Below are 13091 nucleotides of genomic sequence, written 5' to 3'. Positions count from 1 at the left end.
CTCTCCTTCGCTTCCTAAATCATGTGTCCAGCCGTTCGGGTTTGCGCTTGTGTTCGACCGTCCGCCCTGGCGCTGTCGTGGCTGCATCAAGCAAGTATAGGGCGTCCATGATGTGATCGAAGGAGACTGGTTTCTCAACTCCCGATGGCTGACGTAGTGCCGGAATGGAGTCCACGGCGCAGGCATCGGAAGCCCAGGACGACAGGATCGCTCGCTTTTCATGGAGATCAAGCCGCTCGTCGGCCAAGACGTCGTCAGGACCTTTGAAATGGCTTGCCGGCGACAACAGCCGGTCAAGCGCGAGGTCGGATGTTTCGGGTATGAGAGAAGGGATGATCGGTGGGAGATCTTGTCGGTCCATCTTGATCCTCCGTTTTTCCAAGAATGCTCCTTGTGTAGGTTCCTTTTTCGCGGCCGCTTCAGCGCGAAGGCTCGACTAATTTTGTCTGGTCATTTGGAAATTTCAAGTGGAAATGTGCGGCTACGATCCAGATAGCTGTATGTTTTCATGGCACTAGCCCTCTGTCGGTGCGAGTGCTAAAAAATTTTGGCGGAATCCCTTGAAACCGGAAAACCACAAAACTAGCTCCATATGCGCGTGATGCCGAAAGGGTCGCGCGAGCCCCGCACCGGTCCGATATTGCCGGTCCGGTGTGGAGGAACCTCAAAATCTGTTTGTCCTTGAAGGAGAACGAAATGGCGTTCCGTCCATTGCATGACCGTATCCTGGTCCGCCGCATCGAAGCCGATGAAAAAACGGCCGGCGGCATTATCATTCCCGACACTGCCAAGGAAAAGCCGCAGGAGGGCGAGGTGATCGCCGTCGGCCCTGGCGCGCGCGACGACAGCGGCAAGCTCGTCGAGCTCGACGTCAAAGCGGGCGACCGTATCCTGTTCGGCAAGTGGTCCGGCACCGAGATCAAACTGAATGGTGAGGACCTGCTCATCATGAAGGAAAGCGACGTGATGGGGGTGATCGAACAGGCGGCCACGCTGAAGAAAGCGGCCTGAGCGGTGCAACCCCACTATCAATCAGTCAATGAAAGCTGCCTAACAAAGGAGTGATCCAATGGCTGCCAAGGAAGTCAAATTTCATACCGAAGCGCGCGAGAAGATGCTGCGTGGCGTCGACATCCTCGCCAATGCCGTGAAGGTGACGCTAGGCCCCAAGGGTCGCAACGTCGTCATCGACAAGTCGTTTGGCGCGCCGCGCATCACCAAGGACGGCGTCACCGTCGCCAAGGAAATCGAACTGGAAGACAAGTTCGAGAACATGGGCGCGCAGATGGTGCGCGAAGTCGCCTCCAAGACCAACGACCTTGCCGGTGACGGCACCACGACCGCGACTGTTCTGGCCCAGGCCATCGTCAGGGAAGGCGCCAAGGCCGTTGCCTCGGGCATGAACCCGATGGACCTGAAGCGCGGCATCGACAAGGCGGTCGAGGCCGTGGTCGTCGAGCTGAAGGCCAATGCTCGCAAGATAACGAAGAATGACGAGATCGCCCAGGTCGGCACCATTTCGGCCAATGGCGATGCCGAAATCGGCCGCTTCCTGGCGGAAGCGATGCAGAAAGTTGGCAACGAGGGCGTCATCACCGTCGAGGAAGCCAAGACAGCCGAAACCGAGCTCGAGGTTGTCGAAGGGATGCAGTTCGACCGTGGCTATCTGAGCCCCTATTTCATCACCAACCAGGACAAGATGCGGGTCGAACTGGAAGAGCCCTATGTGCTGATCCACGAGAAGAAGCTCGGCAATCTCCAGGCCATGCTTCCGGTCCTTGAGGCCGTTGTTCAGTCGGGCAAGCCACTGCTCATCATCGCCGAAGACGTGGAGGGCGAGGCTCTGGCCACACTGGTGGTTAACAAACTGCGCGGCGGCCTGAAGGTTGCCGCCGTCAAGGCGCCTGGCTTTGGCGACCGCCGCAAGGCCATGCTGGAAGATATCGCCATCCTCACCGGTGGCACGGCGATCTCCGAGGATCTCGGTATCAAGCTGGAGAACGTAACGCTGCAGATGCTCGGCCGCGCCAAGAAAGTAGTGATCGAGAAGGAGAACACCACGGTCGTAGACGGCGCTGGCCGGAAGGCAGAAATCCAGGCCCGCGTTGGGCAAATCAAGGCCCAGATCGAAGAGACCACTTCCGACTACGATCGCGAGAAACTGCAGGAGCGCCTGGCCAAGCTTGCGGGTGGCGTCGCCGTCATCCGCGTCGGTGGTTCGACGGAAGTGGAGGTGAAAGAGAAGAAGGATCGCGTCGACGATGCGCTCCACGCTACACGAGCCGCAGTTGAGGAGGGCATCCTGCCGGGCGGCGGCGTGGCGCTGCTAAGGGCTGTCAAGGCGCTCGATACCTTGCCAACTGACAACGCCGACCAGAAATACGGTATCGACATCGTGCGGCGCGCCATCGAGGCCCCTGTTCGGCAAATCGCTGAGAATGCTGGCGCGGAAGGCTCGATCATCGTTGGCAAGCTGCGCGAGAAAGCCGATTTTGCCTGGGGCTGGAACGCGCAGACCGGCGAATATGGCGACCTCTACAAACAGGGAGTCATCGATCCTGCCAAGGTCGTGCGAACCGCACTTCAGGACGCTGCTTCCGTCGCCGGCCTGCTGGTGACCACCGAGGCGATGGTGGCTGACAAGCCGAAGAAGGAAGCCGCATCTGCAGTGCCGGCCGGAGCCGGCATGGATTTCTGAGTTCGCCGATCAACCTCCCCGCTCCCGGTGCCGGGAGCGGGCTTTCCAAGATCGTCCGGAGTTACTATGAAAAAGATGACTGGCGCCGACGCAGTGCAGTCGCCGACACATTTGGCGAGCGAGTTCCTTGCCTATGAAGCGGAATGTCGCAGCGTTTTTAAGCCAATGCTGGAAAACCTGCTGGACATGGCAGAAACCGCCGGATGGGATCGGCGCACCGCTGCCTCGACGCTGATGTTTCTGGCCGCACAACAGGTCTCGACGGCACCGACAGCGTCCAATTTAACTGAAATCTGAAGCCACATCTCGCTTGAGATCCTGGGACAGGTCGTCACTCAAGGTTCAGTTGCGGTCGATTGCAGAAATCGCTGCCACGATACCTTGGCAGACGATCACGTTCGCTTTGGTTTTCAATCGGGCATTGACACGGTATGATCTGCGTGGGGGATCGAGGGTCGGACTCATGCAGGAATACCTGAACCACAAACTCGAGTGCCCCTATTGCGGCACCATTCGACTTCGTATTCCCGCCGATGCTACGGACTCGATTGAAATAAAGTGCGATGACTGCGGTGAAGCGCTAGGTACCTGGGGCGAGTTGCAAGACGATTTTGCAAGCCAAGGCGGACAGGATGGCATTTTCCGGCTGTCGAGAGGCAGGATCAAACGTATCCAGTAAAATGGTTGGGGCATCACGATTAACATCAATGAAAACCGTTCGCTGCCTCTCGCGAGCATAGTGGTCCTGGCGAGCATTTGGAAAACGACAAGGTGCGGCGGCATTGCAGCCGCCGCCCCGAGACCACCAAAGGATCAGAAGTGCAACCAGTGTCTGGATTTCGTGACAGACGGCATCACTTCGTCATCAACCAGGATGTCCTTCTTCCTGGCGAACTGAACCAGGATCCCTCGCGCTGTCTCTGCGTCGATCTCGCCAACCATTGCGGCTTTGCAGGCACGGATCGCCGCCTTTTGCTCCGGGCTGTTTCCGCACCAATCGACGACGAACTGGTAGGCATCCGCAACAGAGTTCAGCTGCCGCGGAAACCCAAGTCCGACCCATACGCGCACAGGTTTTTCGAAGTGTCGAGAAAGCATGGCATACCTCCTGTCCTTGCCTCAAGCGGGTATGTCACGGGTCTCGCCGGCTCTAGCTCCGGCCATCCAGGGCAGCGTCGTGGAGACTTCCTCGAGGATTTTCGCCGAACGGGCAAAGCCGACAAATGCTTCGCGAGCAGCCTTCAGCGGCACAAGGCCATCGAACGCGCGATGGCATGCGCGCTTCGCCGTCTCGTAGATCACGCCACGACGGTGCCTGGGCCACTCGTCGAGAAAATCACAGGCGTCCTCCAGACAGGCAACCTCCTGGATAAGACCTTCCGCAGCTTTCACGAATACGGGAACTTCGAATGTTCTCTCGCTCATTGAAACCTCCAATGGTTGAACGATTTCAGTTGGTTGAGGAATGGTCGCCCCAAAAAGCGGCAGCAACCACGAGAAAATATGTGAACATTGATTGTCGACGTCAAGACTGAGGAAACAGAAGGGTAAAACCAGCCGGCAGGTGTAGCCACGCCAACGTCGGCATGATCCATGCAGCATCCTCTGATCATTCCCGGCAGGACGCAGAGTTCTATGTGCGACCATCCTACCCATAGCCATGGACCGGGCAATGGGATTTCAACATCCAGGTCAGCTTGTGAACAGCCTGGTAGGCTCGCGATTTGCTTATTCCTAGCGGTGCCGAAGTCGATATTCCGGGTCGGCCCTACGCAGAAACCTCGAGGTCAAAATGTTCGACGTCATCGAAGAAGGTGGGCCACGCCTTTTCCGTGGGCAGTATCATGTGGTTTCGGCTCTTGATCACCAGAAACTGAGCTTTCGGAATTCGGGCCGCAAGCCGATAGGCCTGCTCGAGTGGTTGCACGCCGTCGTTACGGGCATGGATCACCAGCGTCGGCACATCGATCTTTTCCAACGCTCATATCGAAGCCATCGACCGCGGAGCGTGTCGAGACATGGTGGGGGCGAGTGGTTTCGGTCCAGGGCATCGTGATCTCCGTCGAATCTCAGCAATCCGACGGAATGACAACCCGCTGAAATCACTCGCTTCTTGTTGGAGCAGACAGTTAGATCAAATTCTCGATTCTGTGCGACAATGCCTCGCTCGCCGCCCGCAGACGCTGTTGATCAGCTCCTCTGGAACGCTGGTTTGTGTCCACATGCGCGGGCACAAACGGCTTTAATGCGTGCGATTGTGGACGTTGTAGTACTGGCTCGTCCAACAGATTTATTGCATTAATGTCCACTATCGCGTACATTAAGAATGATAATGTATGAGATAGCAGACGTAAGGACATAATATGCAGCCCGTATCAGCTCTGCCGATCCCGGTAAGACGGGCTCTACGCAAACTCGGACAGGACATAAAGGATGCCCGTAAGCGCCGACGTATCCCCATGGCGCTGCTGGCGGAACGCGCCCGTATCAGCCGGTCGACACTGACCAAGGTTGAAAAGGGTGACGAGTCGGTTGCGCTTGGCATTTATGCGGCTGTGTTGTTCGCCCTTGGTCTGGTCGAAGGACTTGGCAATCTGGCCGATCCGTCGAACGACGCGATCGGACGCTCAATCGAGGAACGCAACCTGCCCGAACGCGTCCGTTTACCACGCCCCCGCACGACGAAGACGGTAGCTTCAAAACGCAGCGGGGGCGGCAATGACTGACCGGCTTGTCTATGTCCACGCCGATCTTGAAGGGACCTCACACTTAGTGGGCCGCCTTTATGCACATAACAACAAGGGTAAGGAGACCGCCTCCTTCGAATATGAGGCGGCATGGCTGGCGAACCCCCAGCGTTATTCTCTCGAACCGGCGCTGAATCTCGGGGCTGGTCAATTCTACACACCACGAAGCCTGTTCGGGTCGCTTGGGGATTCAGCGCCCGACCGCTGGGGACGCACGCTAATGAAGCGTGTCGAGGCCCGCCGGGCGCAGGATCAGAAGACCAAAGCCCGGACGCTGTACGAAGTCGACTATCTCCTGCTGGTCAATGACGAGACGAGGCAGGGTGCCCTGCGGTTTGCGGATAAGCCAGAGGGCAATTTCCTTGCGCATGACGGCACGCCCGTACCGCCACTGATCAATCTTCCGAAGCTGCTCTCGGCCGCCGACGCGCTTCTGGAGGACGCCGAGACGGCCGCCGAACTGAAGCTCCTTTTCGCGCCGGGCTCTTCGCTCGGTGGCGCGCGCCCCAAGGCGTCGGTGCGGGAAAAAGACGGCCAGCTGGCGATCGCCAAATTCCCCAAGAAGGACGACGAATACGCCGCTGTCGAATGGGAGTTCGTGGCGCTGCAGCTGGCAAGTCAGGCGGGGATCACGGTCCCGGACTTTCGCCTTGAGACCATAGCCAAGCGCTCCATTATCATTCTGCGCCGTTTCGACCGCGCAGGTGCGATCCGCATTCCTTTTCTCTCCGCCATGAGCATGATCGGTGCCAGCGATAACGAGCCTCACAGCTATCTTGAACTGATGGATGCGCTTCGCCAGTACGGCGCGTCGCCGGATGCCGACGGAGCCGAATTGTGGCGGCGGATCGTGTTCAGCATACTGATCTCGAATACCGACGATCACCTGCGCAACCATGGATTCCTGTACGAAGGCCAGCAAGGCTGGCGACTCTCTCCCGTATACGATGTGAACCCGGTTCCTATTGAAGTGAAGGAGCGCGTTCTTACCACCGCCATTGACGAAGAGGACGGCACCGCCTCACTGGACCTGGCCCTGTCCGTTGCCGATAATTTCGGTCTGAAGAAAAAGGATGCCCTCACCGTCGCGGCAGACGTCGGCGCGAGCGTGGCGACTTGGCGCACCGTGGCGGCAGATGCCGGTATCAGCAAAGCCGAAATCGAGCGCATGGCGTCCGCTTTCGAGCATGACGATTTACATCAGGCTATTGGATGATGGATCGAAATGACCCGAGCGTACCTCCCTTACGCAGGCAGCAATTCTAAAGCCAAGTCGTCGGCGGTCTGTGCATGCTCCGCTTCTTTATCCTTAAGCAGGCGGTCGTAGACGTTTAGCGTCAACTGGATGTCGGCATGCCCCATGGCGGTCTGAATGAATTTGAGGTCTTTGCCCTTCTCGATCAGTTTGGAAGCGAAATAGTTGCCGCAAGGCGTAGGGTGAGTATTTAGGCATATCGACCAGCTTGCCTCGTGCCTTGCGGCGCGTCACGACACCCGCTTGTCTCAGCAAAGGCTTCCACGCCCGGCGCGTCAAGTTATTCAGCGGGTTTGGTTTGCCGGTTGTCGTCGGAAAAACGAGATTACCGTTCCATCCCGGACAATTATCCGCCAGGCCAGTATCATTTCGCCAACCATTGCGGGATGAAGATCGCCCGACGACCCGCCCGCGACTTCACGGGACCGATCCGGCCATCCTTGTCGCCGCTGACGGACACCATGACCGCACTGACCTTCGGATGCCAATCGCAATTATCGCGCCGGTAGCGCCCCGGCCCCTCGGGAAGCGTCCACAACTGGCAATATCGCGGCATCAAGGAAGCCTCACGCATCCAGCTTCCGGCATTAAAAATGTTCGCCCGACTTGAAGGGGCCGACCCTTGTCCCAGCGGCGACGAGATAGGCGGTAGACCAGCCAATCAGCAGGAAGCCATTGATGCCTTCAAGAGCGGCGAGCACACGCCAGTCGCGCGTCGGAAAAATATCGCCGTAGCCAACCGTGGCAAAGGTCACGGTGGAAAAGTAAAGTGCACTTTCAATATCTTGCAGCATGCCGATGGCGAGATAGCAGGCTGCCCAAAGCCAAATTTCTACGGCCAGCACGATGAACAGACCCATGACGACACTGATCATCGCCACCACCCGACTGCGGTGACCGTGCATTCTGAAGCGCGCAGTCATTCGCGCCATTGCCCGCGTCACCGCCATCAGGCCAAATGTATGAACGAGAACCGTCAGGGTTATCATGACGGTTCCAAGGACGAGATTATGAATCATTGAGCGCGCTCCCGATTGCCTGCAAAGGGCCTATTTATCAGGGGTCGTCACGACGATTGCCGAGCAGTCTGCGTTGCTCCCCCGACAGTAGCTGTGCGCAACGTTCGAATCGAAATACATTGCATCCCCCGCGTCGAGCGTCACATCCTCGCCGTCGACATTCACGTTCAATCGGCTGCTCAGAACATAGATGAATTCGGCGCCTCCGTGCTGATGCGGCTTTGGTGGCTTTGCAGAAGCCGCGCACCGGCCCGACAACTGGAACGTTATAGCAGGAGAATTGTCATGAAGGTCTTGAATGTCCTACCTTGGCGCTTGTTATAGTGTGAGAACTGAATTGGGGCCTGGTTGGACTGCTCGTTGCCGCCCTATTCGGAGCGGGGTCGCTCCTCACTCGCCTCGTCTATGCGGTCGTTGGACGGTCGGCAGCATGGCAGGTGGCGCTCCTTGTTTCCATGTTGGGATGAAACAAGGCTGCCGCCGGGCTGCCCGCTAGGCGCAGCTAGATGAGAGGTTGGCTGAGCGGCAATCTCTCCTCAATTAACACGAGGTATGGCTTCCTTGCTGGCACTATTCGTATTCGGGGTTGCATCTTTCGCAGCCGGTATCGGCGGCATCTTTTTCCGATCTGGCCAATGGTATGAGCGTCTGGACAAACCGTCATGGCGGCCGCCTGCATGGCTGTTTGCGCCGGTCTGGACATTTCTCTACGCAACGATCGCTTTGGCCGGCTGGCTGGTCTGGCGGGAAGCTGGATTTGAAGGCGCAGTGTTGCCGCTGTCGGCATACGGCACTCAATTGCTGTTGAATGCCGCCTGGTCGCCGATCTTTTTCGGTCTTCATCGAATTGGGTGGGCGTTGGCCGAGATGGTCTTGTTGTGGCTGTCGATCGTCGCGACGATCATCCTGTTTTATCCTATACATGCGGCGGCAGCCGCAGTGCTTGCGCCCTATCTTTGCTGGGTGAGCTTTGCCTTGCTGCTCAATCTTTCGGTCTGGCGGCGCAACAGCGCCTCCTCATAGGAAGAAGGCCAAGGTGTCCGAACGCTGAATAAAAGTGAACGACCGGATGCAGCAGGGCTACCGCTACCGCCTCACTAACTGCTGCCGGGTTCGCAACGGAGCTGGAGGGTTGGAATGCAGAAAAGGAAGTTCAGCCGCAAGTTCAAGCTCGAGGCAGTGAGGCTGGTGGCTACGGATCGGGCGTTGCGGTGGAACAGGCGGCCCGTGCGTTGCGCAAATGGGTTCGGGAGACGAGCGCTGATCCGCAGCATGCCTTGCCTGACCATGGACAGCTTAAGCCGCAGCAGCAGTAGATCGACCGACTGCGCAGGCAAGTCGCGAAGTTGAAGGCGGAGCGCGGCATCCTAAAAAGGCCGAAGCCTACTTCGCGAGTGAAGTGACGTCAGGTTCGCTTTCATTGCGAGGCGCCGGGGCGTCTGGCCGATGGTATGGCCGGACGTCGGCCCTCGCTGGCGCGAACACATAGCGAACTCTCTAAAGCGCATGCATGACACGATGAACACCCTGAACAGTATTTAGTGGTGAACGTCTTAGCGATGATCGGCACAGTCGACTGATAGTGGTGACAGACATCATAATGATCTTCATAACCATCTTTTGTCGGTGATCGTGGTTTTTACCGCCCTAGACGGCATCCGGACTAGGCTTGAGACGATGGCCGGAGCGGGGCCGTTCATGCAACGCCGGCAGAACTATTGCCCATCAAAAAAAAGACTTGTGGTTTTGGTCGACGTTGAGCGCTGTCATTCTCACGAGATCATCGTTGGCTTTTCATATGGCGGCTGGACAAAGACCGGAGCCCCGAACAACGTGGTGCAGAATGCTTCAAGCCATGCCCGCTCGACACTTGCAAGCTCGGTTTGCGTCCAGAAGTTCGTATCAACAGACACGAGTGAGAAACTTGCCGAATTGAAGAGGATCTCCTCTCGGCAACGTGATGACTTCATCGACGATGGCGGCTGGTCCAAGCTTGCGGGCATGGAAAACCCGTCCCAGGATCATTCGAGTTGCACGCGGATGAACTGATTGCGACGGAAAGCTTGCTGGAAGCAATTACGGTAACCACTTCAGGCGGCGGCTGACGATTCTGGATAACCGCTGACGGTCGAATTGTCGTTAAAGCCGTTGCGCTGTTGTGAGCTATTTCTTGCTGGGCTTCTGACGGCACTACGCCGGTAATCTGCCCATTCGGCGGTCTCTTCCTTGAGAGTGGGAGCAGCCCAGAGCAGACAGCTAGCGTCGGCGCTTTCGACGTCGCCCTAACCATCGGAGCAATCCGTACGCAAGCTTGGCCTTTTCGGTTTCGACCGACATTTCCGGTTGGATACGCATCCATGATGATTTGGCATAAGCGAGACGCTGTTCGGGATAGATACTCCGATGGCCGATCATGAGGTACGCGGCGATTGCGGCAACGGCGATATAAAGCGTGCCGACCGAACCACCGAATAGTTCTACACCCATCAAAACAGCGGCAATGGGTGTATTGGAGGCCGCGGCCACTACGCTTGAAAGTCCAACTGCCGCGCCGAGCACTGTCTCCATGCCGAGCATGTGTGCAAAGGCGCTGCCGGCCACGGCGCCGATGACGAATTGGGGAGTGACAATACCGCCGTAGAAGCCCGAACCGATGGTGATTGCAACAAGCAGGCTCTTCCAGAGAAAGCCAAGATACGGCATCGGCTCTCCTGCCAGTGCCCGATCCATCAATGGAAGGCTAAGGCCGAGATAATCAGTCGGAATGACCAGAATCAGAAGTGCTAAGAGAAGGCCACCACCAAGGGGCATTAAAGGTGGCCAGACCCGGAACCGGTTTCTCAGGTAGACGGAAAGCCAGGCAGCGCGATGAACAAGTTCCACAAACAGCAAGGCGGCAGTGCCGCAAATAATTCCAAGCACCGCTGTCTTCAGAAACAAGGTCTCGGAGAAGCCCGTCAAAGCCGAAAACTCATAATATTGGTATGGAACGCCCCAAAGAATGCTGACGTAGTATGATGCGACGCCGGCAACGATTGCCGGAAACAGGAAATCGTGTCTTATACGCCCGATCGCCAGCACCTCGACGCCGTAGATGGCGCCAGCAATTGGTGTTCCGAATACGCTCGCAAAGCCAGCGCTCACACCGCATGCAACGATCCGCAACCGTAATTCCGTGTTCAATCGCAGTGCCTGACCGATAGCAGAGGCCAGCGACGCACCGATATGTGAGCAGGGTCCCTCCTTGCCGGCTGAACCGCCGCTGGCAAGTGTTATGATCGCGGCTATTGGCTTGATCAGGATGGTTCGAAACGGCATTCGGCCCGCTTGCGTATTCACTGCTGCGAAGATCGTATCCTTTAACCCGGTGCCGTTGGTCTTGTAGCCGTAATGCAGCAACAGGCCGTTCAGAAGCCCGCCAACCGGAAGCAGCATCATTTGGAGCCATAGCGGCATTCCGGCAGTGTGGTCCGTCGCGAAGAACAGCCCGTGCAGAAACCAACTGGTGCCGGTCCCGATGATCGCACCGGTGATGGTGGCCAGTACCAGCCACTGGACCACTGTGGCCAGCATTACAGCGAGTTCAACGAAATCGAAATGGCGCATCGCAAGAGTGAGGATGAGATGGAGAGAGGACGAAGCCGTGCATACGGCATGGTCCTCGCCGTCGGCAAGGTCAACTCTTGAAAGTGCAGCCCGTTAACATCGCCCCGCAAGCTAACAATCCGCCGGCCTAACAGCTAGGTAACGGAAAGATGCTCCTACATTTTAGAGCCGAAGCAGCCCAAGCCCACCGAGGCTGGTATGCCTTGCTGCTACAACGCCAGGTCTCGCTCGTCTCCTGCTGGTGCAGATGGCGTTTTGTAAGTCAGTGTGGCGCCGGCTGATTTCATCAAAACATGAGAGGAGCTCGCAAGACGGAGGGCGAGAACCACCAGGCTCCTGCGTCGGGACAAAATAATGACGAACAATTTCAGTATGCAACAATCTGGTGATGTCTCGCATTGGGGTTCGGGCGGAACCGCCGTGGAGATGGCGGAAGAGGCCAGCATCGCAGGCCAAGAGAGCCCCGAACGCAACGGAAATAATAGCAGCGCTTGAAGCTGCCAATCATACGAAAGACGCGGTCGAGAAAGCCGGCTGGGGGACGCCCGTTCGAAAAGAAAAGCCCAATGACAAACTGGCCGTCGCCTGCAGCACCGCGTTCGCATCCACCTGAATGACAGATGACGGCGGTTTAGCGACTATTGTCATCTTGATAATTCTGACTCTGCGAATGACACATGCCGTTCCGGCAGTCCGGCAATTTTAGGCCAAACCTCGACCAACCCATGCCGGGATGCGATACCGAAGTGACATCGGCTTTTTCTTCAATCCGTTGTTTCGCATGGTCGTTGCTTAGCTCGAGATAGTGCTTGGCAGGTGGAACAATAACACGACATCCGAAGAGGCGCTCAAGCTGACGCCTCGAAAATCAACGCGCTCTGACAAATCGAACATCCGAATAAGAGCGTCGATGTTTTCCTCCATGATTTTGGCGCTGTCACAAGTCGTTCATTTGCACCAGAAAATGCGATCCTAGACAGCCCCGGTTGGCGGAATCCAGAGGGACGCTGTCTCCCACGGTCGCAAATCGGCACAATTCGTGAGCAGCAAACGTTCCGCACCTCGTTCTTCTGCCTCCACGCCGTCCTGAAACCATCCAATCCCGGCATACGGTTGTCTCATCGGCTCCGGCCTCTATATTGCAGACAGCAAAGGAGTGGCCGATGTATCTTCATGACGATACGGATATGGCGACGGTTGTGACCACCACGGCAAAGGCAATCCTGGAAGGCGCGCACCAACTCAGCAAGGCCGACCGAGCCATTAGCAAGGAACAGATTGGCCAACTGGAAACCGCGGTCAAAGAACTGCAGCGCGCCATTGATGCCGCGCGACTAGAGGACGAGCAGACGTAACCCAAGCTAGTAGCGGCTTGCCCCAATCGCAACTGCTTTGTGTGCCTTGTCGAAAGCCATCCGCAAGGGGATCACGACGGACATGATCGCCCTTGCCGCTGCCAGACGGGCTGACCATACGAAACTGAACTGTGGCCCTGCGCACGAGAGCGCCCAAGCGGTTGATTCGGTTGCTGTTCCAGAGATCTTTGAGGGGCACAATAGGCGCCTACTGGGACCCGCAGCCCGCGACCATTTCGCAACGAAATCAGCAGATTAAATCCTGCCTGCGTTGGATCATCGTTCTGCGCGATTTCACACCGTTATGACCAACGCCGAACCGCAAGTGAATCAGACAGAAATGGCATCAGCCACTCGCCCGTCCCTGGTGTAGCCCCCTATTAGGTCCTGGCGGATAACCGCATGACATCC

19 protein-coding genes and 1 pseudogene are annotated in these 13091 nt (G+C 57.3%); 11 read left to right on the top strand and 9 right to left on the bottom strand.

What is annotated here, in order from left to right:
- Positions 1-19: 19 nt before the first annotated feature.
- Entirely contained in the window at positions 20-361 is a 342-nt protein-coding gene (locus tag ACODTY_RS21420) for a hypothetical protein (protein ID WP_488996219.1), read from the bottom strand.
- Positions 362-696: 335 nt separating this feature from the next.
- Between ACODTY_RS21420 and groES the strand changes: the two genes are divergently transcribed.
- From groES to ACODTY_RS21405, 3 genes are all read left to right on the top strand, one after another.
- Complete coding sequence (gene groES, locus ACODTY_RS21415) at positions 697-1011, top strand: co-chaperone GroES (RefSeq protein ID WP_488996218.1); 315 nt, start codon at positions 697-699, stop codon at positions 1009-1011.
- 58 nt (positions 1012-1069) lie between these two features.
- The gene (gene groL / locus ACODTY_RS21410; protein WP_488996217.1) at positions 1070-2698 is read left to right on the top strand and encodes a chaperonin GroEL; all 1629 of its coding nucleotides are present in this window, start codon (positions 1070-1072) and stop codon (positions 2696-2698) included.
- Between the two features lie 66 nt (positions 2699-2764).
- Positions 2765-2995, top strand: a complete 231-nt coding sequence (locus ACODTY_RS21405) for a hypothetical protein (RefSeq protein ID WP_488996216.1) — start codon at positions 2765-2767, stop codon at positions 2993-2995.
- A gap of 516 nt (positions 2996-3511) precedes the next feature.
- Here ACODTY_RS21405 and ACODTY_RS21400 read toward each other — a convergent pair.
- From ACODTY_RS21400 to ACODTY_RS21390, 3 genes are all read right to left on the bottom strand, one after another.
- Positions 3512-3796, bottom strand: a complete 285-nt coding sequence (locus ACODTY_RS21400; protein ID WP_488996215.1) for a DUF982 domain-containing protein — start codon at positions 3794-3796, stop codon at positions 3512-3514.
- 21 nt (positions 3797-3817) lie between these two features.
- Entirely contained in the window at positions 3818-4123 is a 306-nt protein-coding gene (locus ACODTY_RS21395; RefSeq protein WP_488996214.1) for a DUF982 domain-containing protein, read from the bottom strand.
- A 343-nt stretch (positions 4124-4466) separates the two neighbouring features.
- The gene (locus ACODTY_RS21390) at positions 4467-4676 is read right to left on the bottom strand and encodes an alpha/beta fold hydrolase (RefSeq protein ID WP_488996213.1); all 210 of its coding nucleotides are present in this window, start codon (positions 4674-4676) and stop codon (positions 4467-4469) included.
- Between the two features lie 385 nt (positions 4677-5061).
- Between ACODTY_RS21390 and ACODTY_RS21385 the strand changes: the two genes are divergently transcribed.
- Both ACODTY_RS21385 and ACODTY_RS21380 read left to right on the top strand, forming a co-directional pair.
- Positions 5062-5424, top strand: coding sequence for a helix-turn-helix domain-containing protein (locus tag ACODTY_RS21385; RefSeq protein WP_488996212.1), 363 nt, complete (start codon positions 5062-5064; stop codon positions 5422-5424).
- Positions 5417-6661, top strand: coding sequence for a type II toxin-antitoxin system HipA family toxin (locus ACODTY_RS21380; RefSeq protein ID WP_488996211.1), 1245 nt, complete (start codon positions 5417-5419; stop codon positions 6659-6661). The genes ACODTY_RS21385 and ACODTY_RS21380 overlap by 8 nt, the downstream gene beginning before the upstream one ends.
- A gap of 29 nt (positions 6662-6690) precedes the next feature.
- Here ACODTY_RS21380 and ACODTY_RS21375 read toward each other — a convergent pair whose 3' ends face one another.
- From ACODTY_RS21375 to ACODTY_RS21360, 4 genes are all read right to left on the bottom strand, one after another.
- Positions 6691-6900, bottom strand: coding sequence for a tyrosine-type recombinase/integrase (locus ACODTY_RS21375; protein WP_488996240.1), 210 nt, complete (start codon positions 6898-6900; stop codon positions 6691-6693).
- Between the two features lie 164 nt (positions 6901-7064).
- On the bottom strand, positions 7065-7274 hold the full coding sequence (locus ACODTY_RS21370) for a hypothetical protein (RefSeq protein ID WP_488996210.1): 210 nt from the start codon (positions 7272-7274) through the stop codon (positions 7065-7067).
- A 13-nt stretch (positions 7275-7287) separates the two neighbouring features.
- Positions 7288-7719 carry a potassium channel family protein gene (locus tag ACODTY_RS21365; protein WP_488996209.1) on the bottom strand — a complete coding sequence of 144 codons (432 nt, stop codon included), beginning with the start codon at positions 7717-7719 and terminating at the stop codon, positions 7288-7290.
- Between the two features lie 30 nt (positions 7720-7749).
- On the bottom strand, positions 7750-7977 hold the full coding sequence (locus ACODTY_RS21360; protein ID WP_488996208.1) for a cupin domain-containing protein: 228 nt from the start codon (positions 7975-7977) through the stop codon (positions 7750-7752).
- A 74-nt stretch (positions 7978-8051) separates the two neighbouring features.
- On the opposite strand from ACODTY_RS21360, the gene ACODTY_RS21355 reads away from it, so the two are divergent.
- From ACODTY_RS21355 to ACODTY_RS21340, 4 genes and pseudogenes are all read left to right on the top strand, one after another.
- Entirely contained in the window at positions 8052-8186 is a 135-nt protein-coding gene (locus ACODTY_RS21355; protein WP_488996239.1) for a DUF378 domain-containing protein, read from the top strand.
- Between the two features lie 85 nt (positions 8187-8271).
- On the top strand, positions 8272-8742 hold the full coding sequence (locus ACODTY_RS21350) for a TspO/MBR family protein (protein ID WP_488996207.1): 471 nt from the start codon (positions 8272-8274) through the stop codon (positions 8740-8742).
- A 114-nt stretch (positions 8743-8856) separates the two neighbouring features.
- A pseudogene (locus ACODTY_RS21345) lies at positions 8857-9114 on the top strand (transposase); the annotation flags it as partial.
- A 225-nt stretch (positions 9115-9339) separates the two neighbouring features.
- Complete coding sequence (locus ACODTY_RS21340; RefSeq protein ID WP_488996206.1) at positions 9340-9768, top strand: hypothetical protein; 429 nt, start codon at positions 9340-9342, stop codon at positions 9766-9768.
- A gap of 207 nt (positions 9769-9975) precedes the next feature.
- Here the strand turns inward: ACODTY_RS21340 and ACODTY_RS21335 are convergent, their stop codons facing one another.
- Entirely contained in the window at positions 9976-11292 is a 1317-nt protein-coding gene (locus tag ACODTY_RS21335) for a chloride channel protein (RefSeq protein ID WP_488996205.1), read from the bottom strand.
- Between the two features lie 387 nt (positions 11293-11679).
- Between ACODTY_RS21335 and ACODTY_RS21330 the strand changes: the two genes are divergently transcribed.
- Together ACODTY_RS21330 and ACODTY_RS21325 are read left to right on the top strand one after the other, a co-directional pair.
- Complete coding sequence (locus ACODTY_RS21330) at positions 11680-11820, top strand: hypothetical protein (protein ID WP_488996204.1); 141 nt, start codon at positions 11680-11682, stop codon at positions 11818-11820.
- A 668-nt stretch (positions 11821-12488) separates the two neighbouring features.
- Complete coding sequence (locus tag ACODTY_RS21325) at positions 12489-12680, top strand: hypothetical protein (RefSeq protein WP_488996203.1); 192 nt, start codon at positions 12489-12491, stop codon at positions 12678-12680.
- The last annotated feature ends 411 nt before the right edge of the window (positions 12681-13091 follow it).

This window comes from Mesorhizobium sp. FG116 (assembly GCF_057809835.1).
This window is presented reverse-complemented; position numbering and strand designations above follow the sequence as displayed.